The organism is Pseudomonas sp. BJP69 (assembly GCF_007633355.1).
In the GTDB taxonomy this organism is placed as follows: Bacteria; Pseudomonadota; Gammaproteobacteria; order Pseudomonadales; family Pseudomonadaceae; genus Aquipseudomonas; species Aquipseudomonas juntendi.
The window spans coordinates 4,850,209-4,872,225 of the sequence record NZ_CP041933.1; the positions used below are offsets into that span (position 1 = coordinate 4,850,209).

The following is a 22,017-nucleotide window of genomic DNA, read 5'->3' on the forward strand; positions in this document are numbered from 1 at the left end:
TTCGCCACTGCCATTCAAGGGTTATTCTTGAGTTCAACTCCATTGCCGTCGAGCGGCTAAAAACGACCTTGAACGCACCCATAGAACCCCATCGTTTCATCCTCGAACCTTTCGAGGCCAACCGTTTCGCCAACTTGTGCGGCCAGTTCGACGAGCACCTGCGCCTGATCGAACAGCGCCTGGCCATCGAAATCCGCAACCGTGGCAATCAGTTCGAACTGATCGGCGAACCCAAGACAACCTCTGCGGCCGAACAGCTGCTGCGCCGTCTCTACCGTGAGACCAAGGCCACTGACCTGTCGCCGGAAACCGTGCACCTGTACCTGCAGGAGTCGGCCGTCGAGCACATCGACAACCCGGCCGTCAACGAAGTCAGCGTGTCGCTGCGCACCCGCAAGGGCAATATCCGCCCGCGTGGTCTGAACCAGCAGCGCTACGTCAAGGAAATCCTCGCCAACGACATCAACTTCGGCATCGGCCCGGCCGGTACCGGCAAGACGTACCTGGCAGTGGCCTGCGCCGTGGATGCACTGGAGCGCGAGCAGGTGCGCCGTATCCTGCTGGTACGCCCGGCGGTCGAGGCAGGCGAAAAGCTTGGCTTCCTGCCTGGCGACCTGGCGCAGAAGATCGACCCGTACCTGCGCCCGCTGTATGACGCCTTGTACGAAATGCTCGGCTTCGAGCACGTGGCCAAGCTGATCGAGCGCCAGGTCATCGAGATCGCCCCGCTGGCATACATGCGCGGCCGCACCCTGAACAACAGCTTCATCATCCTCGACGAAAGCCAGAACACCACGCTCGAGCAGATGAAAATGTTCCTGACCCGCATCGGCTTCGGCTCTACCGCGGTGATCACCGGCGACATCACCCAGGTCGACCTGCCCCGTGGCACCAAGTCGGGGCTGGCACACGTCATCGAAGTATTGCGGGACGTGCCGGGTATCAGTTTCACCCACTTCCAGCCCAAAGACGTGGTTCGTCATCCACTGGTGCAGCGTATCGTCGAGGCCTATGACCGCTTCGATGCCCGCCAGGCCAAGCCTGAGGCACCCGGCAAAGATGCTTGAACTCGACATTCAACGGGCCACCGATGCCGCTGCCCCGGGCGACGATGACTTCCGCCGTTGGTGTGAGCTGGCCTTGCGCCAGCGCAGCGCCGACTCGGAAATGACCATTCGCCTGGTCGACGAAGCCGAAGGCCGTGAGCTGAACCACACCTACCGGCACAAGGACTACGCGACCAACGTGCTGTCGTTCCCTGCCGATGTACCCGATGACCTGCTCGATATCCCGCTACTGGGCGACCTGGTCATCTGCGTGGCGGTGGTCGAGCGCGAAGCAAGCGAGCAAGGCAAGTCGCTAGACGCGCATTGGGCCCACCTGGTCATCCACGGTTGCCTGCACCTGCTTGGCTACGACCACATCGACGATGAGGAAGCCGAGGAGATGGAAGGCCTGGAACGAGAATTGCTGGCAGAACTGGGTCACCCCGACCCCTATGCCGATGATGAAACCGACACCCTCACACACTGATACACGAAGGATCACGAGAACCGCCATGAGCGAAGATCGATCGAGCAACGGGCAGAAGTCCTGGCTGGGTAAACTGACCCAGGCTTTTGCCCATGAGCCGAAAAACCGCCAGGAGCTGCTGGAGCTGCTGCGCGAAGCCCATCAGAACAAACTGCTGGACAGCGAGGCGCTGACCATTGTCGAAGGCGCCATCCAGGTCGCCGACCTGCAGGTGCGCGACATCATGGTCCCGCGCTCGCAGATGATCAGCATCAAGGCCAGCCAGTCGCCGCGCGAATTCCTGCCGGCGGTGATCGACGCCGCGCACTCGCGCTACCCGGTGATCGGCGAAAGCCATGACGATGTGCTCGGGATCCTGCTCGCCAAGGACCTGCTGCCGCTCATCCTCAAAGAGAACGGCGACAGCTTCAATATCAAGGACCTGCTGCGCCCGGCCACCTTCGTGCCCGAGTCCAAGCGCCTGAACGTGCTGTTGCGCGAGTTCCGTGCCAACCACAACCACATGGCCGTGGTCATCGACGAATATGGCGGCGTGGCCGGCCTGGTCACCATCGAGGATGTGCTGGAGCAGATCGTTGGCGATATCGAGGACGAGCACGATGTCGAGGAAGACAGCTACATCAAGCCGCTGCCCAGCGGTGACTTCCTGGTCAAGGCGCTGACCCCGATCGAAAACTTCAACGAGTTCTTCGACAGCGAGTTCTCCGATGACGAATTCGACACCGTCGGCGGCCTGGTGATGAGTGCCTTTGGCCACCTGCCCAAGCGTAACGAAACCACCGAGATCGGCGCCTACAAGTTCCGTATTCTCAACGCCGACAGCCGGCGGATACATTTGCTGCGCCTGACCCCGATCAACCGTTAAGGACAAACATGCGTTGGATCACCCGCCCCGGCTGGCCCGGTAACCTGCTGGCCCTGGCGGCCGGCGCATCCACCCTCCTGGCCCTGGCACCGTTCGATATCTGGCCGCTGGCCTTGCTATCGATCGCCCTGCTCTACCTGGGCCTGCGCGAGCTCAGCCCGCGCCAGGCCATGTGGCGTGGCTGGTGGTTCGGGTTTGGCCTGTACGGCGCGGGCACCTGGTGGATCTACGTCAGCATGACCACCTACGGCGGCGCCTCGCCGTTGCTGGCGATCGTGCTGTTGTTGGCATTTTTCGCCGCTCTGGCGTGGTTCTTCGCCCTGCCCACCTGGTTGTGGGCGCGCTGGTTGCGGCGCAACGAAGCGCCGCTGGCCGACGCCTTGTGTTTCGCCGCCCTGTGGCTGCTGCAGGAAGCTTTCCGCGGCTGGTTCCTGACCGGTTTTCCCTGGCTCTACGCCGGTTACAGCCAGCTCGACGGGCCGTTGGCAGGCCTTGCCCCGCTGGGTGGCGTATGGCTGGTTTCCTTCGCCCTGGCCCTCTCTGCCGCCCTGCTGTGCAACCTGCACCGCCTGCGCGCGCGCCCTTCGTTCCTGGCCATTGCCGCGGTGCTGTTGCTGGCGCCCTGGGCCCTGGGCCTGGCACTCAAAGGTCATGCCTGGACCAAGCCGGCTGGCGACCCGCTGAAAGTGGCGGCCATACAGGGCAACGTCGAACAGGACCTGAAATGGGACCCGGCGCACATCGATGCACAACTGGCGCTGTACCGTGACCTGAGCTTCAGTTCCAAGCCAGTGGACCTGCTGGTGTGGCCCGAAACCGCGGTGCCGGTGCTCAAGGACCAGGCCCAGGGCTACATCGATGTGATGGGCCGCTTTGCCGCCGAACGGCATTCGGCGCTGATCACCGGCGTACCGGTACGCGAAGAGGTGCATCACCAGCGCCGCTACTACAACGGTATCACGGTGGCCGGCGAAGGCGATGGCACCTACCTCAAGCAGAAACTGGTGCCGTTTGGCGAGTATGTGCCGCTGCAGGACATGCTGCGTGGCGCCATCGAGTTCTTCAACCTGCCCATGTCGGACTTTGCCCGCGGCCCGGAAGACCAGCCACTGCTGCAGGCCAAGGGTTACCAGATTGCCCCGTACATCTGCTACGAAGTGGTCTACCCGGAATTCGCTGCAGGGCTGGCGGCGCGTAGCGACCTGCTGCTGACCATCAGCAACGACACCTGGTTCGGCACCTCGATCGGCCCGCTGCAGCACCTGCAGATGGCGCAGATGCGTGCGTTGGAAGCCGGCCGCTGGATGATCCGCGCCACCAACAATGGTGTGACCGCGCTGATCGACCCGTTCGGCCGTATCACCACGCAAGTACCGCAATTCCAGCAGGCGGTGATGTATGGCGAAGTGGTGCCGATGCAGCAGCTCACGCCCTACCTGCAATGGCGTTCGTGGCCGCTGGCGATTGTCTGCGTGCTGCTGCTGGGCTGGGCATTGCTGGCCGGGCGCATAGCCAAGACCGTCTAACTGGCATTACACGGTCCCTGTAGGAGCGGCCTTGCGTCGCGATGGGCTGCAAAGCAGCCCCGGCAATCTTGAGATAGAGCTGAGATCCGGGGCTGCTGCGCTGCCCATCGCGACACAAGGCCGCTCCTACAAGGAACCGCGCAAACCTGAATTCAATAGAACACCCGGTACCCCACCAGCCCCACCACCTCATTAAGCAACTGCCCGCTCTGCCACATCGCCCGGCTTTCCGGCAGCAACCCGCCGAATGGCCGCGCATGCTCGCGCCCAAGGAACCCCACCGGCGCCGGCACCACCTCGAACCCCGCCTGTTCAAAGCTCCAGCGCGAGCGCTGCATGTGCCAGGCCTGGGTGACCACCACCACACGGCGAATCCCCAGCGGCTGCAGCACCTTGGCCGACAGCTGGGCGTTCTCCCAGGTCGTGCGGCTGGCCTCTTCGCGCCACCTCACCTCGACCGCGAAATCCTCACGCAGGCGATCAGCCATCAACTGCGCCTCGCTCGGCGGCGTGCCGTAGTGCAGCCCGCCACTGGTCAGCACCGGCAAACCCGAAGCCTTGGCCAGCCGCGCGGCAAAGCGCATGCGCTCCAGCGCCGTGGCGGTAGGCTGGTCACCACCGCCCCACGCGGGGTCACCCCGTTCGCGCCCCGCGCCCAGTACCACAATGGCATCTGCCCGGCTGGCCAGCCTCGCCCAGTCGCTGACGGCCAGTGGCGGCTCGGTCTCCAGCACCCGGGCCGTTTCCTGCACCACCAGCGGCAAGCTCATCAGCCACAAGCCACCCAGCCCCACGCCAAAACACAGCGCCGCCAGCCGTGGCCGGCGCGCACGCCACCACCATGCGGCAAGCAGCAACAGGAACAAGATGCCCGGCGGCATCAGCCATTGTTTGATGAAAAATCGTATGGGCATCGGCTACACCTCCTTGGCAGGCGTGCAGCCTAAAAGGATCGGCACCGGTCAACAAGGTAGGGCCAGTGCCGATCGCAAGCTGTATGAATGATGAATGACCGTGGCGCGATGGCCTGCGCCGGGCGCCCTGAACGACTAGCGCTGGCGCAGCGTTCTGGAACTGGCCGCAGTGGCAGCGCGCTTCTGGTCCTTGAGCCAGATAATCTTGGCTGATGCCGGCTCCGCTTGTGGGTAACTGCCGACAGCAGCATTACGGCGCCCCGGAAGGGCTTCCAGGTAGGCCTTGATCACTTCGAACTCTGCGTGGCTGAGGCCACGCAACTCCAGCTCGGCTGGCATCTCGTCGCGCAATCGCACAGAGGTCCTGGCGCTTTCGAGTGCCAGGCCAAGCCGGTCGATCAGGCGCTCGTAAAGCTCCGGTCTGATTGCGGGTAGCTGCGTCTCTCCCATCCGTTCACCTCATTGAAGATAAGAATATCTCCCCCCACACCAGAGCTTAGCGTCGTTGCAAAAAGCAGCCGGGTGCAGCGACCAGCGGCCATTCGCAACGAAGGTTTCCCACGATACGCAGCGCTGCTGTATGCTACGGCGTTCACTCTAAATGACACCGGAGTGCCGGACGCAGCGAGGTTCCGCTGCCTGGAACAAGGTCTCTTCCCTCTCAGCAAAAAGTAGCCATGCACGAACAATACACGCCCCGTGATATCGAAGCCGCCGCCCAGAACTTCTGGGACGAGCAACAATCGTTCGCTGTTACCGAACAGCCAGGCAAGGACACCTACTACTGCCTGTCGATGTTCCCGTACCCGAGCGGCAAGCTACACATGGGCCACGTGCGCAACTACACCATCGGTGACGTGATTGCCCGCTACCAGCGCATGCTGGGCAAGAACGTGCTGCAGCCGATGGGCTGGGACGCTTTCGGCATGCCCGCGGAAAACGCGGCGATGAAGAACAACGTCGCCCCGGCCAAGTGGACGTACGAAAACATCGAGTACATGAAGACCCAGCTCAAGAGCCTGGGCCTGGCCATCGACTGGGCACGTGAAGTGACCACCTGCAAGCCTGACTACTACCGTTGGGAGCAGTGGCTGTTCACCCGCCTGTTCGAGAAAGGCATCATCTACCGCAAGAACGGGACCGTGAACTGGGACCCGGCAGACCAGACCGTACTGGCCAACGAGCAGGTCATCGACGGCCGCGGCTGGCGTTCCGGCGCGCTGATCGAAAAGCGCGAAATCCCGATGTACTACTTCCGCATCACCGACTACGCCGACGAGCTGCTGGAAAGCCTCGATGAACTGCCGGGCTGGCCTGAGCAGGTCAAGACCATGCAGCGCAACTGGATCGGCAAGTCACGCGGCATGGAAGTCCAGTTCCCCTACGACCAGGCCAGCATCGGCCACGCCGGCACGCTCAAGGTCTTCACCACCCGCCCCGACACGCTGATGGGTGCCACCTACGTCGCCGTCGCCGCCGAGCACCCGCTGGCCACCCAGGCTGCCCAGGGCAACCCGGCGCTGCAGGCGTTCATCGAAGAATGCAAGGCCGGCAGCGTTGCCGAAGCCGACATGGCCACCCAGGAGAAGAAGGGCATGGCCACTTCCCTGCTGGTGGAGCACCCGCTGACCGGCGAGAAGCTGCCGGTCTGGGTCGCCAACTACGTGCTCATGCACTATGGCGATGGCGCGGTAATGGCGGTGCCGGCTCACGACGAGCGCGACTTCGAGTTCGCCCACAAGTACAACCTGCCGGTCAAGGCCGTAGTACGCACCAGCGCGGGCGATGAAGTCGGCAACGAGTGGCAGGACGCCTATGGCGAGCACGGCCAACTGATCAACTCCGCCGAGTTCGACGGCCTGGACTTTGCCGGCGCCTTCGACGCCATCGAAGCAGCCCTGATCCGCAAGGACCTGGGCAAATCGCGCACCCAGTTCCGCCTGCGCGACTGGGGTATCAGCCGCCAGCGCTACTGGGGCTGCCCGATCCCGATCATCCACTGCCCGTCCTGCGGCGACGTGCCCGTGCCAGAAGACCAGCTGCCGGTGACCCTGCCGGAGAACGTGGTGCCCGATGGTGCCGGCTCGCCACTGGCGCGCATGCCAGAATTCTACGAGTGCAGCTGCCCGAAATGCGGCGCTGCGGCCAAGCGCGAAACCGACACCATGGACACCTTCGTCGAGTCGTCCTGGTACTTCGCCCGCTACGCCTCGCCGAACTACGAAGGTGGCATGGTCGACCCGAAAGCAGCCAACCACTGGCTGCCGGTCGACCAGTACATCGGCGGTATCGAACACGCCATCCTGCACCTGCTGTATGCGCGCTTCTTCCACAAGCTGATGCGTGACGAAGGCCTGGTCACCTCGAACGAGCCGTTCAAGAACCTGCTGACCCAGGGTATGGTCGTGGCCGAAACCTACTACCGCGTTGCCAGCAACGGCGGCAAGGACTGGTTCAACCCGGCCGATGTCGAGATCGAACGCGATGCCAAGGCCAAGATCATTGGCGCACGCCTGAAGACCGACGGCCTGCCGGTGGAAATCGGCGGCACCGAGAAGATGTCCAAGTCGAAGAACAACGGCGTCGATCCCCAGTCGATGATCGACCAGTACGGCGCCGATACCTGCCGCCTGTTCATGATGTTCGCCTCGCCACCTGACGCGAGCCTGGAATGGTCCGACTCCGGCGTCGAAGGCGCCAGCCGCTTCCTGCGCCGCGTCTGGCGCCTGGCCCAGGCACACGTTGCCCAAGGCCTGCCGGGCAAGCTGGATGTCGCCGCCCTGGACGACGCACAGAAGGTCATTCGCCGCGCCATTCACGCCGCCATCAAGCAGGCCAGCACCGACGTCGGCCAGTTCCACAAATTCAACACCGCCATCGCCCAGGTGATGACCGTGATGAACGTGCTGGAAAAAGCCCCGCAAGCCACGGCGCAAGACCGTGCCCTGCTGCACGAAGGCCTGGAAGCCGTGACCCTGCTGCTGGCGCCGATCACCCCGCACATCTCCCACGAGCTGTGGAAGCAGCTGGGCCATGATCAGGCCGTGATCGACGCTGGCTGGCCAGCAGTCGACGAAGCCGCGCTGGTGCAGGACACCGTCACCCTGGTGGTGCAGGTCAACGGCAAACTGCGTGGGCAGGTCGAAATGCCGGCCGCCTCCAGCCGCGAAGAAATCGAAGCCGCCGCGCGCAGCAACGAGAACGTCCTGCGCTTCATCGACGGCCTGGCCATTCGCAAGGTCATCGTGGTACCGGGCAAGCTGGTCAACATCGTCGCCAACTGATGGCAACGCCCGCCCGCAGCCACTGCGGGCGGGCGGAACAGGCCCACAAGGGAGCAACAACATGATCAAACGCAATTTGCTGGTAATTGGCCTGGCGGTCATGCTCAGCGCCTGCGGTTTCCAGCTGCGCGGTACTGGCACCAACGAGCTGAGCATCAAGGAAATGGACGTCAGTGCGCGTGACGCGTACGGGCCTACCGTGACCGAACTGCGCCAGGTGCTCAAGAACAGCGGCGTCAATGTGCACACCGGTGCGCCGTACCGCCTGGTATTGACCAACGAACAGCAGCGCGAGCGCTCGGCCAGCTACAACAGCGGTAACCGCACTGCCGAGTACGAGCTGACCACCCAGCTCAACTACAGCATCCAGGGCTTGAACAACCTTGAACTGCTGAGTGACAAGCTGGAAGTGCGCAAGGTGTATGTGCGCGATGCCTCGAACATCACCGGTTCCGAGCAGGAAGCGGCCCGTTCCCGCCTGGAAATGCGCCGTGACCTGGTCAACGCCATGGTCGTGCGCCTGCAGCAACTGACCCCAGCCCAGCTGGACGAGCTGCAGCAAAAAGCCGATCAGCGTGCCCAGGCTGAAGCGGCCGCCCTTGAGGCCGCACGCCGCCAGCAGGCGGAAACGCCGCAGCAGTCGCCCCTGGAAGTACCGGGCAACTAAGCCCGTGCGGGGTGCCTTCGGGTGCCCCGCCTACTGCCCATGAAGCTCGCCCCCGCCCAACTCAACAAGCACCTGCAAGGCGCCTTGGCCCCGGTCTACGTGGTCAGCGGTGACGACCCGCTGCTGTGCCAGGAAGCCGCCGACGCCATCCGCCAAGCTGCGCGCCAGCAAGGTTTCGACGAGCGCCAGGTTTTCAGTGCCGACGCCAACTTCGACTGGGGCACCCTGCTCCAGGCCGGCGCCAGCCTGTCCCTGTTCGCCCAGCGGCGCTTGCTGGAACTTCGCCTGCCCTCGGGCAAGCCGGGTGACAAGGGCGCCGCAGCGCTGATGGAATACTGCGCCAATCCCGCCGAAGACACCTTGCTGCTGGTCAGCCTGCCCAAGCTCGACGGCAGCGCGCAGAAGACCAAGTGGGGCAAGGCCTTGATCGAAGGTGCCCACTGCCAGTTCATCCAGATCTGGCCGGTGGATGCGCACCAACTGCCGCAATGGATCAACCAGCGCCTGCAGCAGGCCGGCCTGTCGGCGCAGCGTGACGCTGTCGACCTGATTGCCGCGCGCGTAGAAGGCAACCTGCTGGCTGCCGCGCAGGAAATCGAAAAGCTCAAGCTGTTGGCCGAAGGCAACCAAATCACCGTCGAAACCGTGCAGTCGGCTGTCGCTGACAGCGCCCGGTTCGACGTTTTCGGGCTGGTAGACGCCATTCTCAACGGTGAAGCTGCACATGCCCTGCGCATGCTCGAAGGCTTGCGCGGTGAGGGGGTCGAGCCCCCGGTGGTTCTCTGGGCGCTGGCGCGTGAGCTGCGCCAGCTCGCCGGGCTGGCCCAGCAATTCAGCCAGGGCGTGCCGCTGGACAAGGCGTTCAGCCAGGCGCGCCCACCGGTCTGGGATAAGCGCCGGCCGTTGGTCAGCAAGGCCCTACAGCGCCTCTCGGCGCAGCGCTGGGCGCAACTGCTGCAGGATGCCCAGCGTATCGATGCGCAAATCAAGGGCCAGGCCGAGGGCTCGCCGTGGACGGGCCTGGCGCGGTTGGCATTGCTGATGGCGGGTCAGCGTCTGGCGCTACCCCCTCTATAACGGTCACAGGCCCTATCGCTGGCAAGCCAGCCACAGGGTGCGCGTCAGGGCTGTCGGTGTCTGCCACAAGTTATGCAGCGCCTGTGAAACCGAGCGCCGCCCGCGCGGCGCAATCGCGAGCTGCGCTCGCTCCTACGTTTGTTTCGGGCCAGTAACGCCTGTGACAGGCGCGCGCGGCCGCCTTGTTTGTACGGCGCGATATTGAGGCATGCACCAAGGCGTTCGCGCGCGAATCCCACAGGAATAATTGGCCCGAAACAAACGTAGGAGCGAGCGCAGCTCGCGATTGCGCCGCGCGGGCGGCGCTCGCTCTAACAGGCGCTGCCATACCTTGTGGCAAACACCTGTCAGCCCTAAGGCGACCCCTGTGTGGCTTGCCAGCGATAGGGCCTGTGAACCATATACACAATCAATTGGCCCACATCGCCCCTGGGCCCTAAAGTGCGCCCCGAAACCCACCCACCACGGGAACCCCGCCATGAGCAAAAAGCCGAAAAAGCACGGCCCCAACAAGGCCAAGTCGATCATTGCCCAACCGCTGTTCCGCTGCCGCCAGGAACAACCGGAAAAAGGCAAAGGCAGCTACCGCCGCGAAGCCTTCCAATCGAGAGATTGGGAGGCTTCCTACTTTTTGGCGGCATGAAAGCATCGCGGGCGCAGGCATGATATGGTCAGCACCTGACCTGCAATTCTGGATCTGTGCATGCTCTTCCGTCTTTCTCCCCGTTGGGAAACCCGCCAGCTGATCGCGGCCTCCAGCTTCATCCTGCTGGTTGCCTGCGCGGAAAAACCTACCGCCGCCGACGCGCTGCCGCTGGCCCCTGCGCAACCTGCGCCTGTGGTTACCGTGCCCGGTGCAACGCCAGACGCCAGCACTGAAATCCAGCCTTTGCAAACCTTCGCCCAGTGGCAGGCGGGTTTCCGCGAACAAGCCTTGCAAGCGGGTATTTCGCCAAGCATCTTCGACCGCGCCTTCCTCGGGGTTACACCCGACATGGACGTGATCAAGGCCGACCGCAGCCAGCCTGAGTTCAGCCGCCCGGTGTGGGAATACCTCGAAGGCGCGCTGTCCCCTTTGCGCGTGCGCAATGGCAAGCGGTTGCTGGAGCAGAACGCCGAACTGCTGACCCGCATCGAGCAACGCTATGGCGTTGACCGCCAGGTGCTGGTGGCGGTGTGGGGCATGGAGAGCAATTTCGGCCAGTTCCAGGGCAACAAGTCGGTGATCCGCTCGCTGGCGACCCTGGCCTATGAAGGCCGTCGCCCGCAGTTCGCCCAGGACCAGCTGATCGCCGCCCTGCAGATCATCCAGCATGGCGACATTCAGCCTGAGGCCATGCGTGGCTCGTGGGCTGGCGCCATGGGCCAGACCCAGTTCATCCCGACCACCTACAACACCCATGCCGTGGACTTTGACGGCGACGGCCGCCGCGACATCTGGAACAGCACCCCCGATGCCCTGGCCTCGACCGCGCACTACCTGCAAAGCTCGGGCTGGAAGCGTGGCCAACCGTGGGGCTTCGAGGTGCAGGTACCGCCAGGTTTCGATTTCTGGCAGGCCGATGGCGCGTTGCGCAGGCCGGTGAGCGAGTGGCTGGCAATGGGTGTGAAGCTGCCAACCGGTACCCAATTGCCAGCGGGCAGCAACCAGCTGTCTGCCGCGTTGCTGTTGCCAGCAGGCGCGCGTGGCCCGGCGTTCCTGGTACTGGATAACTTCCGCGCCATCCTCAAGTACAACAACTCATCGTCCTATGCGCTGGCGGTGAGCCTGCTGGCCGACCGCTTCAGCGGCTGGGGCTTCATTGCCGGCAGCTGGCCGAAGGAAGACTTGCCGCTGAGCCGCAGCGAACGCGTGGAGTTGCAGAACCTGCTTAACGGCCGTGGGTATGACGCAGGCAATGCCGATGGCATTATCGGCGCCAACACCCGCAAGGCCATACGCAACGCCCAGCAAGGGCTGGGGTGGCCGGCGGATGGTTACCCGACCCATAAGCTGCTTGAGAGCCTGCGTAGCCAGTGAGATAGCTGGGGGTTGCGGTACGTTGGTGTAACGCGATCCCTGTAGGAGCGGCCTTGTGTCGCGAAAGGGCTGCAAAGCAGCCCCGGCTATCTCAAGCCTTGAACACATCCTGCTCCAACACCAAGCTCTGCTGAACACTGTCCAGCCGTACCCGAGCCCCCAGCGGCAAGCACACATTCGGGTCGCAATGCCCACTGCGCCACCCCGCCAGCACCGGCACGCCCAAGGGCCCGAAAGTTTCCTCCAGCAATGGCGTCAACGCCGCCGTGGTAATCCCGGCAAAATCCCCTACCAGCACGCCTTTCACGCTCGCCAGCTTGCCCGCCAGGCGCAACTGCGTCAGTAGCCGGTCTACCCGGTACAGCGGCTCATTGACGTCTTCGATAAACAGTATGCAGCCCTCGGTATCCAGCTCGGCCACGGTGCCAAGCGTCGCGCCCAGCATCGACAGGTTGCCACCCAGCAAACGCCCGCTGGCAACCCCCGGCATCACCGTGCTCATGGCATAGCCCGCTGGGTGGGCAATCTGCTCCCCTGCGCGCACATGCCCACCCAGCTGGGCCAGCAACGACGACTCGGTCGGCGGCAGCTTGCCGCCGAGCAAGTCGGCATTGAGCATCCCCCCATGGAACGTGATCAGCCCGGCATGCCGATAAAGGGCCGTATGCAGCGCCGTGATATCGCTGTAGCCAATCAGCGGCTTGGGGTTGCGCCGTATCAGCTGGAAATCCAGCTGGTCGAGCAGGCGCATGCTGCCGTAACCGCCGCGCATGCACAGGATGGCGTCGATGCCCGGGTCGGCAAAGGCATCGTGCAGGTCCTGCAGCCGCTGCTGGTCCGGGCCTGCCAGGTAACCCTGAGCCTGCAGGGCACCTGGGTAAATGCGGCAACGGTAGCCACGATCAGCGAACCACTGGTTGACCTTGTGCGTATCCAGCCGCGCCGAGCCCGCCGGCGCGATGATAGCGAAGCAGGTGTCCTGCAAGATCGCCTTGGGCAAATGTACGGGAAGGGTATCGACACAATTCATCATGCAGCTCCAGGCATCTTGTCGCTTGTAGCTTATGGCTTGTCGCCGGCAAAAAAAATGCCGATGCTGCCCTTTCGGCAAGCATCGGCATTTGTGTTTCAGCCAGGCTCAGAGCTTGATCTTGGCTTCGTGCGCCTGCTGGTCGGCATGGTACGAAGAGCGCACCAGCGGGCCGGAAGCCACGTTCTTGAAGCCCATCTTGTAGCCTTCCTCGGCGAACCAGGCAAAGGTGTCGGGGTGCACGAAACGCTGCACCGGCAGGTGGCTGCGCGACGGTTGCAGGTACTGACCGAGGGTAAGCATGTCGATGTCATGCTCACGCATGCGGTGCATCACTTCGATCACTTCTTCGTCGGTTTCACCCAGGCCCAGCATCAGGCCCGACTTGGTGGGTACATGCGGCACCAACTGCTTGAACTTCTGCAACAGGTCCAGCGACCAGTCGTAGTCAGAGCCTGGGCGCGCGGCCTTGTACAGGCGCGGCACGGTTTCGAGGTTGTGGTTGAACACATCCGGCGGCTCTTGCGCAGTGATTTCCAGTGCCACGTCCATACGCCCGCGGTAGTCCGGCACCAGGGTTTCCAGTTGCACGCCTGGCGACAGCGCGCGGATTTCGCGGATGCAGTCGGCAAAGTGCTGGGCACCACCGTCACGCAGGTCGTCGCGGTCTACCGAAGTGATCACCACGTACTTCAGGCGCAGGTCAGCGATGGCGACCGCCAGGTTTTTAGGCTCGTCCAGGTCCAGCGGCTTCGGTCGGCCGTGGCCTACGTCGCAGAACGGGCAACGACGGGTGCAGATGTCACCCATGATCATGAAGGTGGCGGTGCCGCCCGAGAAGCACTCACCCAGGTTCGGGCAGGAAGCTTCCTCGCACACGCTGTGCAGCTTGTGCTTGCGCAGCAGTTGCTTGATGCGGTCGACCTCCGGCGAGACGGGGATACGCACGCGAATCCAGTCGGGCTTTTTCGGCAACTCGTCGGTCGGGATGATTTTCACCGGGATGCGCGCCACCTTCTCGGCGCCACGCAGCTTGACCCCGGCTTCCACCTTCTTCGGCGCTGGGCGCGGGGTGGCATCCTGGGTAGGTATCAGGTTGGGCACGGCTTCTTGCACAGTTGTCATATTCAGTCGATTCCGCCCGTGAGGGTCGTCTGCTCAGCGTAGTCGAGGTGCTTGACCAGCTGTCCGCGCAGCCTTGTCCTGACCTCGTCGAGTTCGATCGGGCCTGCCAGGTCACGTAGCTGGGTCATCGCCAGCCCCGCATAACCGCAGGGGTTGATTCGGCGGAATGGCGCAAGGTCCATGTCCACGTTCAGGGCAAGGCCGTGAAACGAACGGCCGTTGCGAATTCGCAGGCCGAGGGAGGCGATTTTCGCTCCATCGACATAGACGCCCGGCGCATCGGGCTTGGCTGAAGCCTGCACGCCATAGCTGGCCAGCAGGTCGATGAGGGTCTGCTCGATACGGCTGACCAGCTCGCGTACACCAAAACCCAGCCGGCGTACATCCAGCAGCAGGTAGGCCACCAACTGCCCGGGGCCATGGTAGGTCACCTGGCCGCCGCGGTCGGTCTGCACCACCGGGATGTCACCCGGCACCAGCAGGTGCTCGGCCTTGCCGGCCTGGCCCTGGGTAAAGACCGCAGGGTGCTCGACCAGCCAGATTTCATCCTGGCTGGCCGGGCTGCGCTGCTCGGTGAAGCGCCGCATGGCCTCCAGCACCGGTTGGTAGGGCTGCAGGCCAAGCTCGCGAAAACCGAGGCAGGCGGGCATCAGAGCACCATTTTCACGATACCGGTAGCGCGCAGGGCGCTGTTGATATCGTGCAGCTGGTTCTCGCTTTCGGCAACGATGTGCAGTTGCACGGTGGTGTACTTGCCTTCCTTGCTCTGGCGTTCGGCCAGGGTGGAAAGGTCGACTTTGGCGTGCTTGCTGAGAATCTCGATAACCGTGTCCTTGAAGCCGACAACGGTGTCACCGATGACTTTGATCGGGTAATCGGCGCAAGGGAATTCGATCTTGTGCGACTTGACGTCTGGTTCGCTCATGGCGGAAACGGCCTCGTAAGCCGTGGCAACAACACCCCCGCGTGATGCGCGGGGGTGTGCAGGTCACGTATCAGTTGAACAACCCGTAGAAGAATAGACGGATGCTATCCCACATACGGCGGAAGAAACCACCTTCCTCGACGCCATCGAGGGCGATCAGGTCGGCGCTGTGAACCACTTTCTCGTCCAGTTTGACTTCCACTTTGCCGATCACGTCACCTTTGGCGATTGGCGCGGTGAGCTGCGGGTTCATGGTCATCGTGGCGACCAGGCGCTTGAGCTGGCCTTTAGGCATGGTCATGGTCAGGTCGTCGGCCAGGCCGGCCTTGACTTGGCCAGTGGCGCCCTTCCACACCGGCGCCTGGGTCAGCTCGGTGCCCTTCTGGTAGAAGGTCTGGGTTTCGAAGAAGCGGAAGCCGTAGGTCAGCAGCTTCTGGGTTTCGGCAGCACGCGCTTGTTCGCTGTTGGTGCCGAACACCACCGCGATCAGGCGCTGGCCATCGCGTACCGCCGAAGCCACCATGCAGTAGCCTGCTTCTTCGGTGTGGCCGGTTTTCAGGCCGTCGACGGTCTTGTCACGCCACAGCAGCAGGTTGCGGTTAGGCTGCTTGATGTTGTTCCAGAAGAACTCTTTCTGCGAATAGATGGCGTAGTGCGCCGGGTCGACGTTGATGATCGCCCGGGCCAGTACCGCCATGTCATGGGCCGACGAGTAGTGGTCCGGGTTCGGCAGGCCAGTCGGGTTCATGAAGTGGCTGTTGGTCATGCCCAGGTCGGCCGCGGTCTTGTTCATCATGTCGGCGAACGCATCTTCGCTGCCGGCGATGTGCTCGGACAGGGCGACCGAGGCATCGTTGCCGGACTGGATGATGATGCCGTGCAGCAGGTCGCTGACGGTGACCTGGCTGCCAACCTTGATGAACATGCGCGAACCGCCGGTACGCCAGGCGTTTTCACTGACGGTAACCGGGTCGTTCTCGCCGATCTGGCCACGGCGGATGTCCAGGGTGGCGATGTAGGCGGTCATCAGCTTGGTCAGGCTGGCTGGCGGCAGGCGCTCGTCACCGTTGTTTTCGACCAGCACGTTGCCGCTGGACGCGTCCATGAGTACGTAGGACTTGGCTGCCAGTTGCGGTGGTGCCGGTGTCATCTGCTCGGCCGCGAAGGCAGCAGGCGTGATCAGCAGCAGTACAGGCAGGCAAAGTCGTTTGGCAAGGTTGGTGATGTTCATCCGTCTCTCGAAAATCGCTAATGGTCTGATGTTCCCTGGGCAACATCATGCGCCCAGCGCCAGTCAGTCTAGTTTTATGGCCAGAGGCCTGGCCCGCTACAGTGCGGCTTGATGTCGCTGCGGGCAAAAGCCGACATTGTACATGGCCGAGCCCGGCAGTTCATGACAAAACCGACAGCAAGAGTTTCAAGCTGCAAGCCGAAAGACAAAGCGGGTGGGCGCAGGGTCTTCTTGCAGCGTGCAGCTTGCAGCCGGTTGCTTGTAGCTGAGCTCAGTCTGTGACCAGCTTGGCCTGCCCCAAGTTCGCCAGGCGGATGCTGTCCTGGGCTTGCTGGATCTCGCCCTGGCTGCCGATCGGCCCCAGCCGCACGCGGTGCAGGGTCTGCTGGTTACGCACGATCGAGCTGATGAACACCGGCGCGCTGACCATGGTGCTGAGCTTGGAGCGCAGCAATTCGGCGGCATCCGGGTTGGCGAAGGCACCCACCTGCAGGAAGCTGCCGCCATTGCCACCCGGGACGTTGTTGCCCCCTACCTGTACCGGCACCACCGGCGCCGCGTGCTGCTGCGGCGGCGGCGTCCATTGCTCGACCCGCCCGGTCGTGGCCGGCACCGCCTGGGTCTGGGCCACCTGGGGCTCCTTCAGCACCATCGGTGGCGTCTGGCCACGCTGGGCCCACCATTGTTGCGGGTCGATGCCCTCGACACGCACGTGTGCGGTGCCGATTTCGGCATAGCCGAGCTTTTTCGCTGCGGCATAGGACAGGTCGATGATGCGGTCGGAATAGAACGGCCCACGGTCATTGACCCGCAGAATCACGCTACGGCCGTTGGCCAGGTTGGTCACGCGCACATAGGCCGGCAGCGGCAAGGTCTTGTGCGCGGCACTCATGCCGTACAGGTCGTACAGCTCACCATTGGCGGTGTTCTGCCCGTGAAACTTGGTGCCGTACCAGGACGCGGTACCCTCGGCGCGGTAGTTGCGCGAGTCCTGCATGGGGTAGTAGGTCTTGCCCAGCACCGTGTAGGGGTTGGCCTTGTAGTTACCCGTGTGCACGGTCGGCGTGGCGTCGGGGATCTTGTTCACATCCACGTCCCACCACGGCGCGCCATCCTTGTGTGCCCGGTTGATATCCAGGCCCGGCTGGCTGCGTACCACGTTGCCGCTGCTTTTTTGCGGGGCCGGGCGGTTGGAAGAGCAACTGGCCAGCACCAGGCCAACGGCGAGGCAGGTGAGCAGCTTGAAAGAGTGTGCAGAGATGATTGCGCGCATTACTTGACGCCCCGTACTTGAACCAGCTGTTCCGCGAGCTGATGCACCGCCATGGCATACATCACGCTGCGGTTGTAGCGAGTGATCGCGTAGAAGTTCTTCAGCCCCATCCAGTACTCGGGGCCATTGTCGCCTTCGAGCCGGAAGGCCGTAACCGGCAGATCATCGCGCAGCGAATCATGAACCGACCAGCCAAGCGCGCGCAACTCCCCAGCGGTCTTGACCGGCTCGATACCGGTGGTCAGGCCTTCGTCGGCGCGCGCACCTTCTACCCAGGCGCGGCTGACCACGCCTTCGCCGGCTACCCAGCCGTGGCGCTTGAAGTAGTTGGCCACGCTGCCAATGGCATCGTCCGGGTTGTTCCAGATGTTGATGTGGCCGTCACCGTCGAAGTCCACCGCGTAGTTGCGAAAACTGCTCGGCATGAACTGTGGAAGGCCCATGGCACCGGCGTAGGAGCCTTTGAGGGTCAATGGGTCCAGCTGCTCGTCGCGCGCCAGCAGCAGGAACTCGCGCAGCTCCTTGCGGAAGAACTCGGCGCGCGGCGGGTAGTCGAAGCCCAGCGTCGACAGGGCATCGATCACACGGTAGTTGCCGGTGTTGCGGCCGAAGAAGGTTTCGACCCCAATGATCGCGACGATGTATTGCGCGGGTACCCCGTATTCCTGCTCGGCGCGCGCCAGCACCGCCTCATGCTGGCGCCAGAAGTCCACCCCACGGGCAATGCGCGCATCGGTGATGAACATCGGCCGGTAGTCCTTCCACGGCTTTACCCGCTCGGCAGGGCGCGAGATGGCATCCAGAATCGACTGCTTGCGCTGCACCTCACGGAACACACCCATCAGCTGCTCCGGGGCAAAACCGTAGTCACGGCTCATTTCGCTCACCAGCTCGGCCACCTGTGGCGAACCCTCATAGTCGCCGGCATGGGCCAGCTGGACAGCGCCGAACAGGCCCACCGCGCCGACCCACGGCGCACAACGGGCAGCCCAGTTACGCACTGCTTGCATCAAATTGTTCACCTTTTTCAAACCTGTGCGATCCATTTTCGGTGCGTATGGATCGACATGAGAACGCCAAACGCTGACAGCAGCGTTACCAAGGATGTTCCGCCATAGCTGATAAAGGGCAGCGGCACGCCCACTACGGGCAGCAGGCCGCTGACCATGCCGATATTGACGAATACGTAGACAAAGAAGGTCATGGTCAGGCTACCCGCCAGCAGCTTGCCGAACAGGGTCTGGGCCTGGGCGGTAATCATCAGGCCACGGCCGATCAGCAGCAGGTAGACGATCAGCAGCAGGCAGATACCGACCAGGCCGAACTCCTCGCCGAGCACGGCGATGATGAAGTCGGTATGGCTTTCCGGAAGGAAGTCCAGGTGCGACTGGGTGCCGAGCAGCCAGCCTTTGCCGAACACCCCGCCCGAACCGATTGCCGCCTTGGACTGGATGATGTTCCAGCCGGTGCCCAGCGGGTCGCTTTCCGGGTCGAGGAAGGTCAGTACCCGCTGCTTCTGGTAGTCGTGCATGACAAAGAACCACATCGCCACCGCCACCGGCACCGCCGCTGCCAATACGCTGAGGATCCAGCGCCAGCGCAGGCCACCCATGAACAGCACGAAGGCGCCCGATGCCAGGATCAGCAGTGCGGTGCCCAGGTCGGGCTGGCGCACGATCAGAATGAATGGCACGCCGATCAGCACCAGGCTGATGGCCACGTGCTTCAGGTGCGGCGGCAAGGTGCGCTTGGACAGGTACCAGGCAATGGTCGCCGGCATGATGATCTTCATGAATTCCGAGGGCTGGAAGCGGATCACCCCCGGGATGTTGATCCAGCGCGTGGCGCCCATGGCGTTATGGCCCATCACATCCACCACCACCAGCAGCAGCACCCCGGTGAGGTAGGCCAGCGGCACCCAGCGGGCCATGAAGCGCGGCTCCAGCTGGGCGATGACGAACATCGACACCAGACCGATGCCGAACGAGGTCGCCTGCTTGAGCAGCAGGTCCCAGTTCTTGCCGCTGGCCGAATACAGCACGAACAGGCTGCCGGCGGCGAGGGTCAGCAGAATGATCAGCAAGGGGCCGTCGACATGAATGCGCTGCAGGAAGCTGGCGCGCCGACGCATCACATCCTCACTGGAGAGCATGCGATCGAAATTGTTCATCACAGGGCTGATTCCTGGGTAGCGGTAGCAGGCGCGAACTCGGGCTTGAGACGGCCATTTTCGTCGAGCAGCCAGGCGTCCATGATCTGGCGGACCACCGGTGCCGCAACACCCGAACCGGACTCGCCGTTCTCGACCATCACCGATACCACGATTTTCGGGGCTTCGGCCGGAGCGAAGGCAACGAACAGGGCGTGGTCACGGTGGCGCTCCTGAAGTTTGTTACGGTCGTACTTTTCACCCTGCTTGATCGCCACCACCTGGGCGGTACCGCTCTTGCCGGCGATGCGGTATTGGGCACCGAGGGCGGCCTTGCGTGCGGTACCGCGGGCGTTGTGCATCACCTGCTCCATGCCATGGGTGACCTTGGCCCAGTCCGACTTGTCCCGCAGCACGATGTTCGCCATGGGGTTTTCGTCCACCGGCGGCTGGCCTTCGATGGTCTTGGCCAGGTGCGGGCGGTTCCATACGCCTTTGTTGGCGATCAGCGCAGTGGCCTGGGCCAGTTGCAACGGCGTCGCCTGCATGTAGCCCTGGCCAATGCCCAGGATCAGGGTTTCACCAGGGAACCAGGCCTGGCGGCGGGTGGCGCGCTTCCATTCCCGCGATGGCATCAGCCCGGCAGATTCCTCGAACATGTCCAGCGATACCCGCTGGCCGATGCCGAACTTGTTCATGTAACTGGACAGCCGGTCGATGCCCATCTTGTGCGCAAGGTCGTAGAAGTAGGTGTCGTTGGAGCGCATGATCGCGGTGTCCAGGTCGACCCAGCCATCACCCGAGCGGTTCCAGTTACGGTATTTGTGGTCGTAGTTGGGCAGTTGGTAGTAGCCAGGGTCGAATACCCGGCTACTGGCGTTGACCACACCGCTGTCCAGGCCCGCAATCGCCACCGCCGGCTTGATGGTGGAGCCCGGCGGGTACAAGCCGCGCAACACGCGGTTGAACAGCGGCCGGTCGATCGAATCACGCAACTCGGCATACGCCTTGAAGCTGATGCCGGTGACGAACAGGTTGGGATCGAAGCTTGGCTGGCTGACCATGGCCAGAACCTCGCCAGTGCGCGGGTCCAGCGCCACCACGGCGCCCCGGCGGCCACCCAGGGCGGCCTCTGCAGCTTCCTGCAGCTTGATGTCCAGGCTCAGCACGATGTCCTTGCCCGGCTTGGGGTCGGTGCGCTTGAGCACCCGCAGCACGCGGCCGCGGGCGTTGGTCTCGACTTCCTCGTAACCGACCTGGCCGTGCAGCGCATCCTCGTAGAAGCGCTCGATGCCGGTCTTGCCGATATGGTGGGTACCGCTGTAGTTCACCGGGTCGAGGGTTTTCAGCTCTTTCTCGTTGATCCGCCCCACGTAACCCACCGAGTGGGCGAAGTGCGCCCCCTGTGGGTAATGCCGCACCAGCTGCGCGACCACCTCGACACCCGGCAGGCGGAACTGGTTGACCGCCACCCGGGCAATCTGTTCTTCGTTGAGCTCGAACAGGATCGGCACCGGCTCGAACGGCCGGCGGCCCTGGCGCATGCGCTTCTCGAACAGGGCGCGGTCGTCTTCGGTCAATTCCAGCACTTCGACGATGGTGTCCAGTACTTCCTGCCAGTTCCCCGCGCGTTCGCGGGTCATCGACAGGCTGAAACTGGGCCGGTTGTCGGCCACGATCACGCCGTTACGGTCGAAGATCAACCCGCGGGTCGGCGGGATCGGCTGCACATGCACCCGGTTGTTTTCCGACAGCGTGGAGTGGTAGTCGTACTGGATGATCTGCAGGTAGTACAGCCGCGCGATCAGCACGCACACCAGCAGCACCACCGCGATTGCGCCGACCACGACGCGGTTACGCACCAGGCGGGCGTCTTTCTCGTGGTCCTTGAGACGGATCGGCTGCGACATCGGACGGCTTACAGGCTCATTTGTGGTAAGGGTGCCCGGACAACACGGTCCAGGCGCGGTAGATCTGCTCGCCGATGAGTATCCTTACCAACGGGTGTGGCAGGGTCAGCGGCGACAGCGACCAGCGTTGCTCGGCGCGCGCGCAAACCTCAGGCGCCAGGCCCTCCGGGCCTCCCACCATCAAATTGACCGTGCGCGCGTCCAGCCGCCAGCGATCCAGCTCGCCCGCCAGTTGCTCGGTACTCCAGGGCTTGCCATGGACCTCCAGGGTAACGATGCGTTCCCCGGGCTGCACCTTGCTCAGCATGGCCTCGCCCTCCTGACGGATCAGGCGGGCGACGTCGGCATTCTTGCCACGGGTGTTCAGCGGAATTTCCACCAGCTCCAGCGACAGCTCGGCGGGCAGGCGCTTGGCATATTCATGCCAGCCTTCCTCGACCCACTTCGGCATGCGCGAGCCGACCGCAATCAGGCGCAAACGCACGGCG

General features: G+C 63.5%; 21 protein-coding genes. 9 read left to right on the top strand and 12 right to left on the bottom strand.

Annotation, left to right across the window (positions count from 1 at the left end):
* Nucleotides 1-68: 68 nt before the first annotated feature.
* From FPB55_RS22685 to lnt, 4 genes are read left to right on the top strand one after another with little or no spacing between them, the layout of a single operon-like run.
* Entirely contained in the window at nucleotides 69-1,067 is a 999-nt protein-coding gene (locus tag FPB55_RS22685) for a PhoH family protein (protein ID WP_009685398.1), read from the top strand.
* Complete coding sequence (gene ybeY, locus FPB55_RS22690; RefSeq protein ID WP_144189378.1) at nucleotides 1,060-1,533, top strand: rRNA maturation RNase YbeY; 474 nt, start codon at nucleotides 1,060-1,062, stop codon at nucleotides 1,531-1,533. Before FPB55_RS22685 ends, ybeY begins: the two co-directional genes overlap by 8 nt.
* 25 nt (nucleotides 1,534-1,558) lie before the next feature.
* On the top strand, nucleotides 1,559-2,398 hold the full coding sequence (locus FPB55_RS22695; RefSeq protein ID WP_009685396.1) for an HlyC/CorC family transporter: 840 nt from the start codon (nucleotides 1,559-1,561) through the stop codon (nucleotides 2,396-2,398).
* 8 nt (nucleotides 2,399-2,406) lie between these two features.
* A complete protein-coding gene (gene lnt, locus FPB55_RS22700; protein WP_144189380.1) occupies nucleotides 2,407-3,924 on the top strand; it encodes an apolipoprotein N-acyltransferase in 1,518 nt (505 codons plus the stop codon).
* 152 nt (nucleotides 3,925-4,076) lie between these two features.
* Here the strand turns inward: lnt and FPB55_RS22705 are convergent, their stop codons facing one another.
* Together FPB55_RS22705 and FPB55_RS22710 are read right to left on the bottom strand one after the other, a co-directional pair.
* Nucleotides 4,077-4,838, bottom strand: a complete 762-nt coding sequence (locus FPB55_RS22705) for a YdcF family protein (protein ID WP_009685394.1) — start codon at nucleotides 4,836-4,838, stop codon at nucleotides 4,077-4,079.
* 135 nt (nucleotides 4,839-4,973) lie between these two features.
* A complete protein-coding gene (locus FPB55_RS22710; RefSeq protein WP_009685393.1) occupies nucleotides 4,974-5,288 on the bottom strand; it encodes a hypothetical protein in 315 nt (104 codons plus the stop codon).
* Between the two features lie 227 nt (nucleotides 5,289-5,515).
* Here FPB55_RS22710 and leuS point away from each other — a divergent pair, with 227 nt between their 5' ends.
* The 5 genes from leuS (at nucleotide 5,516) to FPB55_RS22735 (ending at nucleotide 11,886) form a co-directional block, all read left to right on the top strand.
* A complete protein-coding gene (gene leuS, locus FPB55_RS22715) occupies nucleotides 5,516-8,122 on the top strand; it encodes a leucine--tRNA ligase (RefSeq protein WP_125855114.1) in 2,607 nt (868 codons plus the stop codon).
* 61 nt (nucleotides 8,123-8,183) lie between these two features.
* Nucleotides 8,184-8,789 (top strand): LPS assembly lipoprotein LptE, encoded by a 606-nt coding sequence (gene lptE / locus FPB55_RS22720; protein WP_009685391.1) that lies wholly within the window; start codon nucleotides 8,184-8,186, stop codon nucleotides 8,787-8,789.
* Between the two features lie 39 nt (nucleotides 8,790-8,828).
* Entirely contained in the window at nucleotides 8,829-9,866 is a 1,038-nt protein-coding gene (holA, locus tag FPB55_RS22725) for a DNA polymerase III subunit delta (protein ID WP_009685390.1), read from the top strand.
* Nucleotides 9,867-10,344: 478 nt separating this feature from the next.
* On the top strand, nucleotides 10,345-10,509 hold the full coding sequence (gene arfA, locus FPB55_RS22730; protein ID WP_009685838.1) for an alternative ribosome rescue factor ArfA: 165 nt from the start codon (nucleotides 10,345-10,347) through the stop codon (nucleotides 10,507-10,509).
* 60 nt (nucleotides 10,510-10,569) lie between these two features.
* Nucleotides 10,570-11,886, top strand: a complete 1,317-nt coding sequence (locus FPB55_RS22735; protein ID WP_054911693.1) for a lytic murein transglycosylase — start codon at nucleotides 10,570-10,572, stop codon at nucleotides 11,884-11,886.
* A gap of 91 nt (nucleotides 11,887-11,977) precedes the next feature.
* Here FPB55_RS22735 and FPB55_RS22740 read toward each other — a convergent pair whose 3' ends face one another.
* The 10 genes from FPB55_RS22740 to rlmH all read right to left on the bottom strand — a co-directional run bounded on the left by FPB55_RS22740 (nucleotide 11,978) and on the right by rlmH (nucleotide 22,013).
* Nucleotides 11,978-12,916, bottom strand: coding sequence for an LD-carboxypeptidase (locus tag FPB55_RS22740; protein WP_144189683.1), 939 nt, complete (start codon nucleotides 12,914-12,916; stop codon nucleotides 11,978-11,980).
* Nucleotides 12,917-13,024: 108 nt separating this feature from the next.
* Nucleotides 13,025-14,041, bottom strand: a complete 1,017-nt coding sequence (gene lipA / locus FPB55_RS22745; RefSeq protein WP_009685834.1) for a lipoyl synthase — start codon at nucleotides 14,039-14,041, stop codon at nucleotides 13,025-13,027.
* Between the two features lie 2 nt (nucleotides 14,042-14,043).
* Nucleotides 14,044-14,691 (bottom strand): lipoyl(octanoyl) transferase LipB, encoded by a 648-nt coding sequence (gene lipB, locus FPB55_RS22750; protein ID WP_009685833.1) that lies wholly within the window; start codon nucleotides 14,689-14,691, stop codon nucleotides 14,044-14,046.
* Nucleotides 14,691-14,966: a DUF493 domain-containing protein gene (locus tag FPB55_RS22755; RefSeq protein ID WP_009685832.1), complete on the bottom strand. Its 276-nt coding sequence runs from the start codon at nucleotides 14,964-14,966 to the stop codon at nucleotides 14,691-14,693. The genes lipB and FPB55_RS22755 overlap by 1 nt, the downstream gene beginning before the upstream one ends.
* A 70-nt stretch (nucleotides 14,967-15,036) precedes the next feature.
* A complete protein-coding gene (locus FPB55_RS22760; RefSeq protein WP_009685831.1) occupies nucleotides 15,037-16,197 on the bottom strand; it encodes a D-alanyl-D-alanine carboxypeptidase family protein in 1,161 nt (386 codons plus the stop codon).
* A gap of 271 nt (nucleotides 16,198-16,468) precedes the next feature.
* Nucleotides 16,469-17,470 (bottom strand): septal ring lytic transglycosylase RlpA family protein, encoded by a 1,002-nt coding sequence (locus FPB55_RS22765; RefSeq protein WP_054906037.1) that lies wholly within the window; start codon nucleotides 17,468-17,470, stop codon nucleotides 16,469-16,471.
* Nucleotides 17,470-18,480 (bottom strand): lytic murein transglycosylase B, encoded by a 1,011-nt coding sequence (gene mltB, locus FPB55_RS22770; protein ID WP_144189382.1) that lies wholly within the window; start codon nucleotides 18,478-18,480, stop codon nucleotides 17,470-17,472. Before mltB ends, FPB55_RS22765 begins: the two co-directional genes overlap by 1 nt.
* Before the next feature lie 17 nt (nucleotides 18,481-18,497).
* Complete coding sequence (gene rodA, locus FPB55_RS22775) at nucleotides 18,498-19,601, bottom strand: rod shape-determining protein RodA (RefSeq protein ID WP_009685828.1); 1,104 nt, start codon at nucleotides 19,599-19,601, stop codon at nucleotides 18,498-18,500.
* Nucleotides 19,602-19,639: 38 nt separating this feature from the next.
* Entirely contained in the window at nucleotides 19,640-21,529 is a 1,890-nt protein-coding gene (mrdA, locus tag FPB55_RS22780) for a penicillin-binding protein 2 (RefSeq protein WP_029885811.1), read from the bottom strand.
* A gap of 16 nt (nucleotides 21,530-21,545) precedes the next feature.
* Nucleotides 21,546-22,013 (bottom strand): 23S rRNA (pseudouridine(1915)-N(3))-methyltransferase RlmH, encoded by a 468-nt coding sequence (rlmH, locus tag FPB55_RS22785; protein ID WP_009685826.1) that lies wholly within the window; start codon nucleotides 22,011-22,013, stop codon nucleotides 21,546-21,548.
* Nucleotides 22,014-22,017 lie beyond the last annotated feature (4 nt).